14 protein-coding genes are annotated in these 13,974 nt (G+C 66.6%); 6 read left to right on the top strand and 8 right to left on the bottom strand.

Translation table 11 applies throughout. The annotated features are described in order from the left end of the window. Nucleotides 1–100: 100 nt before the first annotated feature. Nucleotides 101–1,066 (top strand): tripartite tricarboxylate transporter substrate binding protein BugD, encoded by a 966-nt coding sequence (locus WI560_RS17625; RefSeq protein ID WP_375304208.1) that lies wholly within the window; start codon nucleotides 101–103, stop codon nucleotides 1,064–1,066. Between the two features lie 97 nt (nucleotides 1,067–1,163). Here the strand turns inward: WI560_RS17625 and WI560_RS17620 are convergent, their stop codons facing one another. The 3 genes from WI560_RS17620 to WI560_RS17610 all read right to left on the bottom strand — a co-directional run bounded on the left by WI560_RS17620 (nucleotide 1,164) and on the right by WI560_RS17610 (nucleotide 3,742). Beyond that, nucleotides 1,164–3,026, bottom strand: a complete 1,863-nt coding sequence (locus tag WI560_RS17620) for an ABC-F family ATP-binding cassette domain-containing protein (protein WP_375304207.1) — start codon at nucleotides 3,024–3,026, stop codon at nucleotides 1,164–1,166. 63 nt (nucleotides 3,027–3,089) lie between these two features. Then, the gene (locus WI560_RS17615) at nucleotides 3,090–3,263 is read right to left on the bottom strand and encodes a hypothetical protein (protein ID WP_257180361.1); all 174 of its coding nucleotides are present in this window, start codon (nucleotides 3,261–3,263) and stop codon (nucleotides 3,090–3,092) included. 224 nt (nucleotides 3,264–3,487) lie between these two features. Further along, complete coding sequence (locus WI560_RS17610; RefSeq protein ID WP_257180360.1) at nucleotides 3,488–3,742, bottom strand: sulfur globule protein precursor; 255 nt, start codon at nucleotides 3,740–3,742, stop codon at nucleotides 3,488–3,490. A gap of 312 nt (nucleotides 3,743–4,054) precedes the next feature. Between WI560_RS17610 and ndk the strand changes: the two genes are divergently transcribed. Both ndk and WI560_RS17600 read left to right on the top strand, forming a co-directional pair. Beyond that, complete coding sequence (gene ndk / locus WI560_RS17605) at nucleotides 4,055–4,477, top strand: nucleoside-diphosphate kinase (RefSeq protein ID WP_028136818.1); 423 nt, start codon at nucleotides 4,055–4,057, stop codon at nucleotides 4,475–4,477. A 57-nt stretch (nucleotides 4,478–4,534) separates the two neighbouring features. After that, on the top strand, nucleotides 4,535–5,395 hold the full coding sequence (locus tag WI560_RS17600; RefSeq protein WP_257180359.1) for a TerC family protein: 861 nt from the start codon (nucleotides 4,535–4,537) through the stop codon (nucleotides 5,393–5,395). Between the two features lie 9 nt (nucleotides 5,396–5,404). On the opposite strand, the gene WI560_RS17595 is transcribed toward WI560_RS17600, so the two are convergent. The 5 genes from WI560_RS17595 to WI560_RS17575 form a co-directional block, all read right to left on the bottom strand. Next, nucleotides 5,405–5,716, bottom strand: coding sequence for a DUF3240 family protein (locus WI560_RS17595; protein WP_375304206.1), 312 nt, complete (start codon nucleotides 5,714–5,716; stop codon nucleotides 5,405–5,407). After that, a complete protein-coding gene (locus WI560_RS17590) occupies nucleotides 5,713–8,787 on the bottom strand; it encodes an efflux RND transporter permease subunit (RefSeq protein ID WP_375304205.1) in 3,075 nt (1,024 codons plus the stop codon). The genes WI560_RS17595 and WI560_RS17590 overlap by 4 nt, the downstream gene beginning before the upstream one ends. Continuing rightward, a complete protein-coding gene (locus tag WI560_RS17585; RefSeq protein ID WP_375304204.1) occupies nucleotides 8,788–9,822 on the bottom strand; it encodes an efflux RND transporter periplasmic adaptor subunit in 1,035 nt (344 codons plus the stop codon). A gap of 824 nt (nucleotides 9,823–10,646) precedes the next feature. Then, nucleotides 10,647–11,210, bottom strand: a complete 564-nt coding sequence (locus WI560_RS17580) for a cytochrome b/b6 domain-containing protein (protein WP_375304203.1) — start codon at nucleotides 11,208–11,210, stop codon at nucleotides 10,647–10,649. An 11-nt stretch (nucleotides 11,211–11,221) separates the two neighbouring features. Next, entirely contained in the window at nucleotides 11,222–11,497 is a 276-nt protein-coding gene (locus WI560_RS17575; protein WP_375304202.1) for a PepSY domain-containing protein, read from the bottom strand. Nucleotides 11,498–11,629: 132 nt separating this feature from the next. Between WI560_RS17575 and WI560_RS17570 the strand changes: the two genes are divergently transcribed. The 3 genes from WI560_RS17570 to WI560_RS17560 are packed head-to-tail and all read left to right on the top strand — an operon-like array spanning nucleotide 11,630 to nucleotide 13,970. After that, entirely contained in the window at nucleotides 11,630–11,956 is a 327-nt protein-coding gene (locus WI560_RS17570) for a PepSY domain-containing protein (RefSeq protein WP_375304201.1), read from the top strand. Then, nucleotides 11,956–12,621 (top strand): response regulator transcription factor, encoded by a 666-nt coding sequence (locus WI560_RS17565; protein ID WP_028136810.1) that lies wholly within the window; start codon nucleotides 11,956–11,958, stop codon nucleotides 12,619–12,621. The genes WI560_RS17570 and WI560_RS17565 overlap by 1 nt, the downstream gene beginning before the upstream one ends. Beyond that, nucleotides 12,618–13,970, top strand: coding sequence for a sensor histidine kinase (locus WI560_RS17560; protein ID WP_375304200.1), 1,353 nt, complete (start codon nucleotides 12,618–12,620; stop codon nucleotides 13,968–13,970). Before WI560_RS17565 ends, WI560_RS17560 begins: the two co-directional genes overlap by 4 nt. Nucleotides 13,971–13,974 lie beyond the last annotated feature (4 nt).

The following is a 13,974-nucleotide window of genomic DNA, read 5'->3' as shown; positions in this document are numbered from 1 at the left end:
CGCCCTCGAGCGCCGAGATGTTCCTGATTATGTCGCATTCGTGATGGTCTCGCGCCCCGGAATGCGCTTTGATGGCGCAAACAACAATCCGGAGGAAACGATGCGGTTCATTGCCCTCGTGTCGGCGCTGCTTCTGCCGCTCAGTGCGGCTGTCGCGCAGGACTACCCGACCCGGCCGATCACCATGCTGGTGCCGTTCGCCGCCGGCGGGCCGACCGACACCATCGCGCGGCTGACCGCGGCAGGCATGGCCAAATCGCTGGGCCAGCAGGTCATCGTCGAGAACGCGACCGGAGCCGGCGGCACCATCGGCTCGACCCGCGCCGCGCGCGCCCAGCCGGACGGCTACACGCTGCTGATCCATCACGTCGGCATCTCGACCGCGGCGACGCTGTATCGCAACCTCAGCTACGACACCAAGACGGCCTTTGCGCCGATCGGGCTCGTGACCAACGCGCCGATGACCATCATCGCGCGTGCGGATTTTCCGGCCAACACGCTCAAGGAATTGGTCGCCTACGCCCAGCAGCAGGGCGACAAGCTGACCTACGCCAACGCCGGCCTTGGTGCGGCATCGCATCTCTGCGGCATGCTGTTCATGACGGCGATCCAGAAGCAGCTCACCACGGTGCCGTACAAGGGCAACGGTCCGATCATGAACGATCTGCTCGGCAAGCAGATCGATCTCACCTGCGACCAGGCGACCAACACCACCGGTCCGATCACGGCCAAGCAGGTCAAGGCTTACGCGATCACCACCAAGGAGCGGCTGAAGAGCCTTCCCGACCTGCCGACGGCGGACGAGGCCGGCCTCAAGGGGTTCGAGCTCGGCGTCTGGCACGGCATCTATGCGCCCAAGGGCACACCGCCGGCGGTGATTCAGAAGCTGACGGCCGCGCTTCAGGCCGCGCTGAAAGATCCCGCCTTGGTCGCGCGCTTCAACGACATCAACACCGAGCCGGTGCCGCAGGACAAGGCGACCCCGGAGGCGCTGGGGGCGATGCTGACGAGTGAGATCGACCGCTGGGCGCCGATCATCAAGGCCGCCGGGCAGTACGCGGACTGAGCCGGGTTCCAGGAGCCGCGTGCCGCGCTGACGCATGGGTCCCGGCTCTGCGTCGCGTCATTTCATGCCGCGCCGCGTCCGGGACACGAGAGCTCGCTTACCCCGCCGCCTCGTCAAACTGCGTGCTCGCCTCCAGCCATTGCTCCTCCGCCCGCGCCAGCGCGTCGGCCGCGTTGGCGCGCGCCTTCGACAACTGCGCGGCCTGTTTGGGATCGCGCGTGAAGATGTCGGGCAGGGCCAGCGCGGTGTCAATCTTGGTGATGATCTCGGTGACGCGGGCGATCTCGGCTTCAGCCTCCGCGATGCGCTTCTTCAAGCCTCCGCGATTGTCCGACCTTGCGCGCTGCGGCTTTTCGCTTGGCGCGCTGCGCTCGCGCGAGGCGGGCTCGCCGTTGCGAGTGGAGAGCACCAGGCGGCGATATTCGTCGAGGTCGCCGTCGTAATTGGTGACGGTGCGATCGGCGACGATCCAGAGCCGGTCGGCGCAGGCCTCGATCAGATAGCGGTCGTGCGAGACCATGATCACCGCGCCGGGAAATTCATTGATCGCCTCCGCAAGCGCGCCGCGGCTGTCGATGTCGAGATGGTTGGTCGGCTCGTCCAGGATGATCATGTTGGGGCCGAAGAAGGTCGCAAGGCCGAGCAGCAGGCGCGCCTTCTCGCCGCCCGACAATTTGCCGGCCTTGGTGTCGGCCGCCTTGCCGGAGAAGCCGATCGCGCCGGCGCGCGCCCGCACTTTCGCTTCGGGCGCATCGCCCATCAGCTTGCGGACGTGGTCGTAGGCCGAGGCGTCCTCGTTGAGCTCGTCGAGCTGGTGCTGCGCGAAATAGGCGATCGACAGCTTGTCGGCGCGCGTCACCTTGCCGGAGAACGGGGCGAGGCGTCCGGCCAGCAGCTTGACCAGCGTCGACTTGCCGTTGCCGTTGGCACCGAGCAGCGCGATGCGGTCGTCGTTGTCGATGCGCAAGGTGACGCGATTGAGCACCGGGCTTGCCGGATCGTAGCCGACCGAGGCGTTGTCGACCGCGATGATCGGCGGCGAGAGGATCTTCTCCGGCGTGGGAAAGCTGATCTCGCGCACGTCCTCGGTGACCAGCGCGGTGATCGGCTTCAGCCGCTCCAGCATCTTGACGCGCGACTGCGCCTGCCGGGCTTTCGAGGCCTTGGCCTTGAAGCGGTCGACGAAGGCCTGCAGGCGCGCGCGTTCGGCCTCCTGGCGCTTGACGGCCTTGGCATCGAGCAGCTCGCGCGCGGCGCGCTGCTCCTCGAACGAGGAATAGCTGCCCTTGTAGAGCGTGAGCTTGCCGCGCTCCAGATGCAGGATCTGGTCGACCGAGCTTTCGAGCAGGTCGCGGTCGTGGCTGATCACGATCACCGTGCGCGGATAATGCGCAAGGTGATCCTCCAGCCACAGCGTGCCTTCGAGATCGAGATAGTTGGTGGGCTCGTCGAGCAGCAACAGATCGGGCGCCGCGAACAGCGTGGCGGCAAGCGCGACGCGCATGCGCCAGCCGCCGGAGAATTCGGCGCAGGGACGGAGCTGATCGGCGGCGGAGAAGCCGAGGCCGGAGAGAATCGCGGCGCCGCGGCTCGGCGCCGAATGCGCGTCGATGTCGACGAGTCGGGTCTGGATCTCCGCGATCCGATGCGGATCGGTCGCGCTCTCGGCCTCAGTGAGCAACGCGTCGCGTTCGAGATCGGCCTTGAGCACGACGGAGATCAGGCTTTCCGGTCCGTTCGGGGCTTCCTGGGCCAGGCTGCCGATCCGCCAGCGCGGCGGCAAGGTCACCGAGCCATGCTCGGCGGCCAGCTCGCCGCGGATCACCTTGAACAGCGTCGACTTGCCGGTGCCGTTGCGTCCGACCAGGCCGACGCGCGAGCCCGGCGTGATCTGCACGGAGCTCTGGTCAATCAGAAGGCGTCCGGCGAGGCGGATGGAGAGGTCGGTAATGGATAGCATGCGGCCTTGTCACCGCAGCCGCCGTCAAACGCAACCCGTTTCTGCAACGGTTTTGACCGCAGCTCAATGCGCGTCGCGGTCGCGCCGCTCCAGCTCGTCGAGGAGCTGCTCCAGATGCGTCGGGAGCCGGGGCTCGGGACGCAGGCTCTGCTGGAGCCGTTCGCCCACGGCATCGCAGATCGATCGGCTGGTGCGCCGGTCGATCTGCTCGCTGTCATTGGGAAAGGGCCCAACCATCACCAGGTTCCGTGTTCTCAAAGTAAAGACACGGTACCAAGTCATTGACCCCCAAAATGGTTTCGCCACTCCTTGGGGATCATTGCCATTCTCGTCAAAATTGCATGAACCCCGTCACATCCGCTCAAAATGCGAAGCCCCGGCGGGGGGATCGCCGGGGCTCCTCTTGGAAGGTACCTGTGGGGGCGCAGATACCTCAGGGGTTTAGGAAGGTGCTGTCGGGCTCAGTAGCAGCGGTTGATCAGCCGCCAGCGGGGTCCCCAGGGGGTCGGGACCAGCCGGCGCACATAGCAACCGCCATAACCGTAGGAGACGGGGGCATAGAAGCGCGGGCCGCCCCAGCGATGGCCGCCGTGCCAGCCGCCACCGCCATGCCAGCCCGGACCGCCGCCATGCCAGTGAGCGGAGGCCGAGGTCGGCGCCAGCGCGGCACCGAGCGCAACCGCAGCGACAGCGGCAAGCGAAAGTTTCCTCAACATGGTGATCTCCTCAAAACTGCCGGCGCGGGGGCATCCGCGTCGATGAAAAGGCCGCCGAAACGGTCCGCCTGATGGTCAGGCATTGGGTTTCGATGGAAGGAGCATAAGCCGGCAGGCCGAACCAAAGCCTGAATGGAGGCTTCAGATTTGGTTCATCTGGGTGAAATCTCGGTAATCCATGTCCGGATCCGGCCGGCCCGCCGGTGGCGAGGCGCCGGCGAGGTCGTCCGGACGCTCGCTTGCCGTCCGGCGAAGGCGCCGATATAAGCCCCCCAACCTAGCAACCACCGCTTTTCTTCCCAAGGACAGATCATGGCCCTCGAACGCACTTTCTCGATCATCAAGCCCGACGCGACCGCGCGTAACCTGACCGGCGCCGTCAATGCCGTGATCGAAAAGGCGGGTCTGCGGATCGTCGCGCAGAAGCGCATCCGCATGACCAAGGAGCAGGCCGAGACCTTCTATTCCGTCCACAAGGCGCGCCCGTTCTTCGGCGAGCTCGTCGAGTTCATGACCTCCGGTCCGGTCGTGGTGCAGGTGCTGGAAGGCGAGGGCGCCATTGCCAAGTACCGCGAGGTGATGGGCGCGACCGATCCGGCCAAGGCCGCCGAGGGCACCGTCCGCAAGCTCTACGCCAAGTCGATCGGCGAGAATTCGGTGCACGGCTCGGATGCGCCGGAGACGGCCGCGATCGAGATCGCGCAGTTCTTCTCGGGCAACGAGATCGTCGGCTGATCGATCGGCCGTAAGTCAAATCGGCCGTAAGTTAACGACTGGGCGAAAGGACTCATTGTGGACTGGCTCTGGCAGATCTTCGATCCCGCTACGATCGGGGCATTCTTCACCCAGTTTCGCAACGAGATGGCTGCGCCGACCTTCTGGCTTGCGGTCGGCAAGATCATCTGGATCAACATCCTGCTCTCCGGCGACAACGCGCTGGTGATTGCGCTGGCGTGCCGCGGCCTCTCGCCGCGACACCGGCTGTGGGGCATGATCTTCGGTGCCGGCGCGGCGGTGATGCTGCGGATCATCTTCACCGGCATCGTCGCCACGCTGATGGGCCTGCCGTACCTCAAGCTGATCGGCGGTCTTGCGCTGATCGTGATCGCGGCCAAGCTGTTGGTGCCGGAGCACGAGGACGATGACGACGTCGATGCCGCCGCGCATCTGTGGCACGCCATCCAGATCGTCGTGGTCGCCGACATCGTCATGAGTCTCGACAACGTCATCGCGGTGGCCGCCGCTGCCAATGGCAGCGTGCCGCTCCTGATCCTCGGCCTTGCCATCAGCGTGCCGCTGATCGTCGCCGGTGCGGCGCTGATCATGGCGCTGCTCGAAAAGCTGCCGGTGCTGGTCTGGGCCGGCGCGGCGCTGCTCGGCTGGATCGCAGGCGAGGTGATCGCGACCGATCCCGGCGTCGCGCCCGGGCTGCACGCGCTGTTCGATGGTCCGCTCGGTGCCTCGCTCGACGCCATGCTCGGTGCCTTGCGCATCCCGCCGCAATTCGGCCATGGCGGGGCCGGCGGCGAATATTTCTGCGCCGCGCTCGGCGTCCTCGTCGTGCTGGTGGTCGGCACCATCTGGCGCCGGCGCAAGCTGATGGCCGCCGCGCTGGAATCGTCCGAGCGCCACGCGAGGGCGTCGGCCGAGTAGGCCGGCCGCTCAGTCGATGGTGCCGAGCTCCGTCACCGGCGTCGTCCAGTAGACCATCTTGGTTCCGGCGAACGAAGCCCGCAGACGCTCGACCAGCCGGCCGGCATCTTTCCCGGCCAGCACCACCTGCACGACGGTCTGGTCGGCATGGCCCTTCACGCGTTCGGCCGCCGTGTGCAATCGGACCTCAATGCCGTGACCGGCGGCCTCAAGGGCCGTGAATCCCGAAACCAGATCGCCCTGTTCGGCGAGATAGTCGAACACCTCGTCGCGGAGCCGATGCGGCACGATCAGCGTGAGGCAGACGGGCTGGTCGATCATTTCGCCACCTTCGACGTCCCGCCGTAGCGGCGATACAGGATCGGCAGGAGAATCAGCGTGAGCAGGGTGGAGGACAGCAATCCTCCAATCACGACGACGGCGAGCGGCCGCTGCACCTCGGATCCCGGGCCGGTCGCGAACAGCAGCGGGATTAGGCCCAGCGCCGTGATGCTCGCGGTCATCAGCACGGGCCGGAGCCTGCGCATGGCGCCTTCGACCACGATGCGGTCCTCGGGCAGACCGTGGGCGCGCAGCTGATTGAAGTAGGACACCAGGACGACGCCGTTGAGCACGGCGATGCCGAGCAGCGCGATGAATCCGACCGAGGCCGGCACCGACAGGTATTCACCCGTCACCACCAGGGCGAAGACGCCGCCGATCAGGGCAAAGGGAATGTTGACGAGCACCAGCAAGGCCTGGCGGATGGCGCCGAACGTGGTGAACAGCAGCACGAAGATCAGGCCGATCGCGACGGGGACCACGATCGACAGGCGCGCGGCGGCGCGTTGCTGGTTCTCGAACTGTCCGCCCCAGGTCAGCCGGTAGCCGCTCGGAAGCGGCAGCTCGGTTGCTACCTTCTGGCGCGCCGCTTCGACGAATCCGACCATGTCGCGGCCGCGCACGTTGGCGCGCACCACGCTCATGCGGGCACCGTCCTCGCGGTCGATCTTCACCGGGCCGTCGACGCGCTGGATGCGGGCGACCTGCGACAACGCCACATGCTGTCCCGAGGCCAGCGTCAGCGGCATGCTCGCCAGCAAGGTCGGTGCTTCCCGCGTCGTCTCGCTGCCCCGGATCAGGATCGGCGTGCGGCGTCCCTCCTCGAGCGCGGTCCCGATGGTCCGGCCCTCGATCTGGGTCCGCAGCGAGTTGACGATCGAATCCACGGTCAGGCCGAGGCGTCCGGCCTCCATGCGATTGACCGCAACCGTGTAATATTGGGCGCCTTCGTTCAGCGTGGTGTAGACGTCCTCGGCTCCGTCGATGCTGGAGAGGATCGCCGACAATCTTGCCGCGGTCTCGTTCAGCCTGGCGATGTCGGGGCCGAAGATCTTGACGGCGACGTCGCCGCGCACGCCGCTGATCATCTCCTGCACGCGCATGTCGATGGGCTGGGTGAAGCTGAGCGAGATGCCGGGAAAGCCGCTCAACACCTCGCGAAGCTTCTGCAGCAGGTCCTCGCGGTTGTCGCTGGCGCGCTCGGCGGCGGGCTTGAGCACCAGGAACGTGTCGGTCTGGTTCGGTCCCATCGGATCGAGGCCGAGCTCGTCCGAGCCGGTGCGGGCGACGATGCCGGCAATATCAGGCACGGCCAGCAGCGCGGTCTGGAGCCTCGCGTTCATCGCAAGCGACTCGTCGAGGTTGACGGAGGGAAGCGTCTCCACGCTGACGATGACGTCGCCTTCGTCCATCGTCGGCATGAAGGTCTTGCCGAGCTTGGTGTAGGCGAAGCCCGCCGCGACCAGGCCGATCAGCGCCGCCGCCATCACCTTGCGCTCGTTGTTCAAGGCCCAGTCCAATGCCGGCGCGTAGACCCGTTGGGCCGCACGCACCAGCAGGGGATCGCGATGCGAGGCAGACTTGAGCACGAAGGAGGTCGCGACCGGGATCAATGTGAGCGCCAGCAGCAGCGAGCCGGCCAGCGCGAAAATGATGGCCAGCGCGACCGGGATGAACAGCTTGCCCTCCAGCCCCTGCAGCGTCAGCAGGGGGACGAACACGATGATGATGATCAGCACGCCCGAGGCGACCGGCTCCAGGACTTCGCAAACCGAACGGTAGATCAGGTGGATCAAGGGGAGAGCCTTGCCCGGTTCGTGCTTGCCGAGGTTGCCGACGATGTTCTCGACCACGACCACCAGGGCGTCGATCAGCATGCCGATCGCGATCGCAAGTCCGCCGAGACTCATCAGGTTGGCCGACATTCCCACCACGCGCATGATGATCAACGCGATCACGATGGCGAGCGGCAGGCTGAGCGCGATCACGAGCGAAGCCCGCCAATTGCCGAGGAACAGCAGCAGCAGAACGATGACGAGGGCGGTGGCCTCGCCGAGGGCCCGCACCACGGTGCCGACGGCGCGGTTGACGAGGCGGCTGCGGTCGTAGAACACGTTGATCGAGACGCTCTTGGGCAGCGTGCCTTGCAGCTCCGCGAGCCGGGCGCGCACGTCGCGGATGAGCTGGCCCGCGTTGGCGCCGCGCAAGCCGAGGACGAGCCCCTCGACGGTTTCGCCGCGGCCGTCCGCCGTGACGGCGCCATAGCGCGTCAGCGTCCCGACTTTGACGGTCGCGACGTCGTTGACCAGGATCGGCACGCCCTCGCGGGTGTCGACCACGATGGCCTTGATGTCCTCGATCGAACGGATGCTGCCTTCGATCCGGACCAGGGCGCTGTCCTCGCCCTGGTTCACCCGTCCGGCGCCGTCGTTGCGGCTGTTGGCTTCGATGGCCCGGCGAAACAGGTCGTACGTGATGCCGCGCGCGGCAAGCGCATCGTTGCGCGGCACGATCTCGAAGGCGCGGACATAGCCGCCGAGCGCATTGACGTCGGCAACGCCGGGCACCGTCCGCAGCGCGGGGCGGATCACCCAGTCGAGCAGGGTCCGGCGCTCGGCAAGCGAAAGCTCGGGACTGTCGATGGTGAACATGAACATCTCGCCGAGCGGGCTCGTGATCGGCGCCAGACCGCCGGTCACGCCTTCTGGGAAGTCGCGCGAGATGTTCGACAGGCGCTCCGAGACCTGGTTGCGCGCCCAGTAGATGTCGGTGCCGTCCTCGAAATCGACGGTGATGTCGGCCAGCGCGTATTTCGTGGTCGACCGAAGCACCTTCTTGTTCGGCAATCCGAGCAGCTCGAGCTCGACGGGGACGGTGATGCGCTGCTCGACCTCTTCGGGGGTGAGCCCAGGCGCCTTCATGATGATCTTCACCTGAACCGGCGAGACGTCGGGGAAGGCGTCGATCGGCAGGCCGGGCAGGAGGACCGCGCCGGCGCCGATCACCAGCAGCACGCTCAGCATCACGAACAGCCGCTGCGACAACGCGAACGCAACCAGGCGGCGCAGCATCTATTGCCCCAGTCCCGACAGAATGCCGCGAAGCGCCGAGATGCCCCCGATCGCGATGGCATCCCGGTCCGTAATCGGGCCCGACACGACGACGTGATCCTGATCCTCCGCGAGCAGCTTGACCGGGACCAGGCGGAAGCCGCCATCGAAGGCAACGAAGACCGAAGTCTGCTCGCCCCGCCGGATCAGCCCGCTATAGGGAATCTCAAAGGCGCTTTCGCCGGCGGAGAGAAAACCGATGCGGGCAGTGGTGGTCTGACCGGGATGCAGCTCGCCGTCGTTGGGAACTTCGGCACGAACCAGAATGGTCTGGGTGGCGTGGTCGATGGTCTCGGAGACCAGCACGACCTTGCCGGGCGTGGAATAGCCCTCGATCTCGACTTTGGCGCCGGTGCGGATCGCTCGAATATTGGCGGCGGGGACTGCGATCTCGGCCCACAGCGGTGACAGCCGCGCCAGCTTGACCAGCGGCGCGGATTGTTCGAGCCGCTGCCCCGGCGACACCGCGACCTCGACCACGGACGCGGTCTGTGGCGCGTTGACCGTGAGCGTGCCGCTGATCGCCGCTTCCTGGGCCAGCCGGGAAATGGCATCGTCCGACATCCCGCTCAGGCGCAGCATCTGGCGCCGTTCGGCGACGACGAGAGCGGCCTGGCGCGCTTCGGCCTGGCTCGCCTCCAGCACGCGTTGCGGCACGGCCTTGCCTTCGAACAGATCGACGTTCCGCTTGAGCTGCTGGCTGGCGAGATGCTCCTGCGCGATCGCGTGCAAATAGTCGCGTTGCTGGGAGACGAAGCTCGGACTCTCCAGGGTGACCAGCGGCTGGCCGGCCGTGGCGCGATCGCCGCGCCCGACCAGGAGATTGGCAACCATGCCCGCCACCGGTGCGCTGACGACCCACATTTGCGGCGTGGGGATCATGATCTGGACGGGGTAGGGCAGCGTCAGATCGGTCCGGCTGGCAACCGGATGGGTCACGCGGACGCCGAGATTGCGCGCCTGCGCATCGCTCAGCTTCACCTCGTCCTGCGCCATTGATACGGAGCTCAGCAGGCAGAATGCAATGGCGAAGAGCGCACGAACGAGCACGCCCCCGGAAGAGGCGAGAGGGGACGTTTTGCGACGGACTCGCATCAAGAATAATCCACGCCCGGAGGCGAACGAAGCGCTGATCGATGGCAGGTTTCGCTTAGCCCACCGGCGAATGGGAGAGTTGATCTGTCTCAAGCGCGCCAGCCGCCTTGGAAGGCTGCCTGCCGCCCGGAGAAGGTTGCGGTTGACCTTGCTCAATCCCGTCCGAGCCCGAGAAGCTAGGCTGTGCTTGGATCCTTCGGAGGCGCGGCCGTGAGACCAACAAGATTCGCTTCGATTCTGGCCGCCGGCTTTGTCACGCTCGTCGGGCTCTCGCAGCCGGCACTCTCCCATAGCGGAACGGCTCAAGACCCCTGGAGCTCTGCGCACATCGAGATGCTGCCGCCCGAAATCCGTGCCGACGTACGGAAATGGAGTGCCGCGTGCGGAGGTCCAATCGCTGCCGCCCAACGCTTTGCTCTCTATCTGACTGTGCCCGGCGCTCAATTGCTGGCTCTCCATTTTGACGATTTTCACTGCCGCAACAGGGCGGTCTATTGCGGGTCCGCAGGATGCCTGCACGAGGTCTATGTCTCGACCAGCGGACGTTACAGGCGTGTGCTTTCCTTGCATGCTCACGATGTCCGACTGCCTTCTTCCCACGATCAGGCCCTCCTTGAAGTTGTCGACGGGAGGGGCACGAGTCGAACGCTGCGGTGGAACGGAAGCCGCTTCGTCGGCAGATGAGCGCTTGCACCGTGCGAGCTCTCGTGCCCGGCGCACGTCGCTCAGGATGCACGCTTCCTTCCCGTGATCATCGCCGTCACCAGGCTCTCGCGGTGCTCGAAGCTTGCCAGCAGCACGCCAAGCACATGGACGACCACGAGGCCGATCGTGAGGTTGGCGAACGTCTCGTGGACCTCCTCCACCCATTTCGCTCCCCAGAAGCTGTCGGTCGTCATCATGTAACCGGTGGTGCAGGTGCCGATTAGCATGACGATCAGCGCCACGACCATCATGCCGCCGGCAGGATTGTGGCCGAGATAGCGTGGCGCCCTGAGCAGCGCCACGTCGCGCATATAGGCGAGCACCGCGCGCGGCGAGCGCACGAAGTCGCTGAAGCGCGCATGGCGCGGTCCCGCGAAGCCCCACACGATCCGGAGCGCGAGCAACCCGGCAATGGTGTAGCCGGCGGCGATATGGATTTTTTCGATCTCGTCTCCGGTCGCATATGCGAGCAGAAACAGCCCGGCCAGGGACCAATGGAACACGCGAACGAAGAGGTCCCAGACCTTGACGGTAGCCGGCGGCTTGGCGCCGCCGGCTACGACCGTGTCGTGAATGGTGCTCATGGCGCGGACTCTTACAGCCGACCGACGATCTGGCCGCTGGTCGGATCGACGAACAATTCGACCCGGCCGCCGGACTTGTCGATCGTGTAGAGCTCGCCGCAGGCGTTCTTGAGCTTGGCCTTCTGGACCTTGTAGCCCTGGCCTTCGATCTTGGCCTGCAATTGCTCGAGCGACAGCCAGCTGGCCTGCGGCGCCGCAGTGCAGGGACGCCCGAGGCTGCCGGCGTGAGCGGTCGTGGCGGCTGCGAGGATGGCGGCGGTGGCGCCGATGATGGTGATCTTGCGCATGGTTCTCTCCGGTTGTAGCGCCCGGCCGCGTCATGCGGCGAGGCGATGAGCGGACATTGCCCGAACAGCCCTGACGGCCGCCTGTTGATCCACGTCAGCAATTTGTCAGGTGGATTGGGGCATTCTCTGCCAATGCAATCCTCGCGCTTTCTGGAATCTCTCGCGGTGCCGCTGCTGGCAGGATTCCTGCTCGCGCCGTTGCCTGCGGCCGCAGGCGACCGCGATAAAGGCGCGCCCGAGGCGGTTCGCCGCGCAGTCGAGGCGGGCGAGATCAAGTCACTCGCCGACATTCTCGCCGCGCTCCGTGGCAAGCTGCCGGGCGAGGTAGCCGGGGTCGAGATAGAGCGTCAGCGCGGCCGCTGGATCTACGAGTTTCGCCTCGTCGACGACAAGGGCCGGCTCTACGAAGCGTACGTCGACGCGCGCAGCGGCGAGATTGAACGCATCAAGGAGAAGTGATGCGCCTGCTGCTCGTGGAGGACGACCGACGGATCGCGGCCGATGTGGGAAGGGCGCTCCGCGCGGCCGGTTACGTGGTCGAGACCGTCGGCAACGGCGAGGAAGCCTGGTTTCGCGGTGACACCGAGGATTACGGCGCGATCGTCCTCGATCTCGGCCTGCCCGGCATGGACGGTCTGGCGGTCCTCAAGCGCTGGCGCGCGAATGGGCGGTCGATGCCGGTGCTGATCCTGACGGCGCGCGGCAGCTGGGCCGAGCGCGTCGATGGCATCGACGCGGGCGCGGATGACTACCTGCCCAAGCCGTTCCGAATGGAGGAATTGCTGGCGCGGCTGCGCTCGATCGTGCGCCGCTCGGCAGGGCATGCCTCCCCACGGATTACCGCCGGCGAGGTCGAGCTCGACGAGCGTCAGATGAAGGTGACGCTGCGCGGGGTACCCGTCGCGTTGTCGCCGTTGGAATACCGTCTGATCGCCTTTCTGCTGCACCATCGCGGCCGTGTGGTGTCGCAGCAGGAGCTCGAGGAAAACGTCTATGGCCACGGCGAGGATCACGAGTCGAATGCGCTCGAAGTGCTGATCGGCCGCGTGCGCAAGAAGCTCGGAGCCGACCTGATCGAGACCCGGCGCGGCTTCGGCTATCTGGTACCGGAGACGACGCCATGAGCTGGGGTTCGCTGCGGCTGCGGCTGGTCGCTGGCGGACTCGGTGCCATCCTGATCGCGCTGACGATTGCCGGCGCCGGGCTGACGTTGCTGTTCGAACGCCATGTCGCGCGCACCATCGGCGACGACCTCGACGTCTATCTGAAGCAACTCGTCGCCGGTATCGACGCCGACGCGCAGGGCAGGCTGGTGGTGGGCCGGCCGCCCGCCGATCCTCGTTTTGACGACCCTCTTTCGGGCTTGTACTGGCAGGTATCAGACGATGGCGGACAGGTGCTGCGTTCACGTTCGCTGTGGGACACGGCGTTGGACCTGCCGCGGGATAAGCCGTCGCCTGGCGAATTGCACCGTCACGTCATCCCCGGACCTGCAAACGCACAGCTCCTGGTCAGTGAACGCCGCGTGCTGCTCACCTTGGGCGACCGCCGCGCGCCGGTGCGCGTCGCGGTGGCGGCCGATCTCGCCCGCGTCTCCGCCGCCGCCTCGCATTTCGCCAGGGACCTGACGCTGGCGCTTGGCGTGCTGGGGCTGGTGCTGACCGCGGCCACCTCGATCCAGGTCGGCCTCGGCCTTCGCCCGCTCGACGCACTTCGCCGCGGCGTCGCGGACGTCCGCTCCGGACAGCGCAAGCATCTCCCGGTCGAGGTCCCAACGGAGGTGAAGCCGCTGGTGGAGGAGGTCAACAGCCTGATCGACGCCCAGGAACGCGAAATCGAACGGTCGCGCCGCCGCGCCGCCGACCTGGCGCATGGGCTGAAGACGCCGCTTGCCGCACTCGCGGCCGATGTCGCGCTCTTGCGTCAGCGCGGTGAGCAGGAGGTCGCGCAGGCGATCGAAGCCGTCGGCGACACAATGAGCCGTCACGTCGACCGCGAGCTGGCGCGTGCGCGGGCGAGGGGGACGGCCCGCCTGCGCGGCGGTATTTCCACGCCGCTCAGACCGCTCGTGCAGTCCCTGATCCTGACCTTGATGCGAACGCCTGCGGCACAGCGGCTCGACTTCAAGATCTGCATGACGGGCGAGCCGAGCGTGCCGCTCGATCGCACTGATCTGGCGGAAGTGCTGGGCAATCTCCTGGAGAACGCCGCCCGTCACGCCAAGAGCGAGGTGCGCATCGGCGCGGATGCGGCGAAACCGGCGGTCACGGTCGAGGATGATGGCCCGGGCATCGCGCCCGCCGAGCGTTCACGCGTGCTCGAACGCGGGGTCAGGCTCGACGAGCGTGGCGAAGGGGCCGGCCTCGGCCTCGCGATCGTTCAGGACGTGCTCAGTGCCTACGGATGGCAGCTTATTCTCGCCGAGTCCGAACTCGGTGGATTGAAAGCCGTCGTCGCGCCGGAGGGTAGCTAGCGGC

Source organism: Bradyrhizobium sp. A11 (assembly GCF_042077125.1).
Taxonomy (GTDB): domain Bacteria; phylum Pseudomonadota; class Alphaproteobacteria; order Rhizobiales; family Xanthobacteraceae; genus Bradyrhizobium; species Bradyrhizobium japonicum_B.
The sequence above is the reverse complement of the archived record's forward strand: the minus strand, read 5'-3'. Positions and strand labels throughout refer to the sequence as shown.

Coding starts and splice junctions, on each gene's coding strand:
- WI560_RS17620 (WP_375304207.1), bottom strand. CDS start 3,026: ATGCTATCCATTACCGACCTCTCCATCCGCCTCGCCGGACGCCTTCTG.
- WI560_RS17570 (WP_375304201.1), top strand. CDS start 11,630: ATGCAATCCTCGCGCTTTCTGGAATCTCTCGCGGTGCCGCTGCTGGCA.
- WI560_RS17585 (WP_375304204.1), bottom strand. CDS start 9,822: ATGGCGCAGGACGAGGTGAAGCTGAGCGATGCGCAGGCGCGCAATCTC.
- WI560_RS17565 (WP_028136810.1), top strand. CDS start 11,956: ATGCGCCTGCTGCTCGTGGAGGACGACCGACGGATCGCGGCCGATGTG.
- WI560_RS17615 (WP_257180361.1), bottom strand. CDS start 3,263: ATGGTTGGGCCCTTTCCCAATGACAGCGAGCAGATCGACCGGCGCACC.
- WI560_RS17610 (WP_257180360.1), bottom strand. CDS start 3,742: ATGTTGAGGAAACTTTCGCTTGCCGCTGTCGCTGCGGTTGCGCTCGGT.
- ndk (WP_028136818.1), top strand. CDS start 4,055: ATGGCCCTCGAACGCACTTTCTCGATCATCAAGCCCGACGCGACCGCG.
- WI560_RS17625 (WP_375304208.1), top strand. CDS start 101: ATGCGGTTCATTGCCCTCGTGTCGGCGCTGCTTCTGCCGCTCAGTGCG.
- WI560_RS17580 (WP_375304203.1), bottom strand. CDS start 11,210: ATGAGCACCATTCACGACACGGTCGTAGCCGGCGGCGCCAAGCCGCCG.
- WI560_RS17595 (WP_375304206.1), bottom strand. CDS start 5,716: ATGATCGACCAGCCCGTCTGCCTCACGCTGATCGTGCCGCATCGGCTC.
- WI560_RS17560 (WP_375304200.1), top strand. CDS start 12,618: ATGAGCTGGGGTTCGCTGCGGCTGCGGCTGGTCGCTGGCGGACTCGGT.
- WI560_RS17575 (WP_375304202.1), bottom strand. CDS start 11,497: ATGCGCAAGATCACCATCATCGGCGCCACCGCCGCCATCCTCGCAGCC.
- WI560_RS17590 (WP_375304205.1), bottom strand. CDS start 8,787: ATGCTGCGCCGCCTGGTTGCGTTCGCGTTGTCGCAGCGGCTGTTCGTG.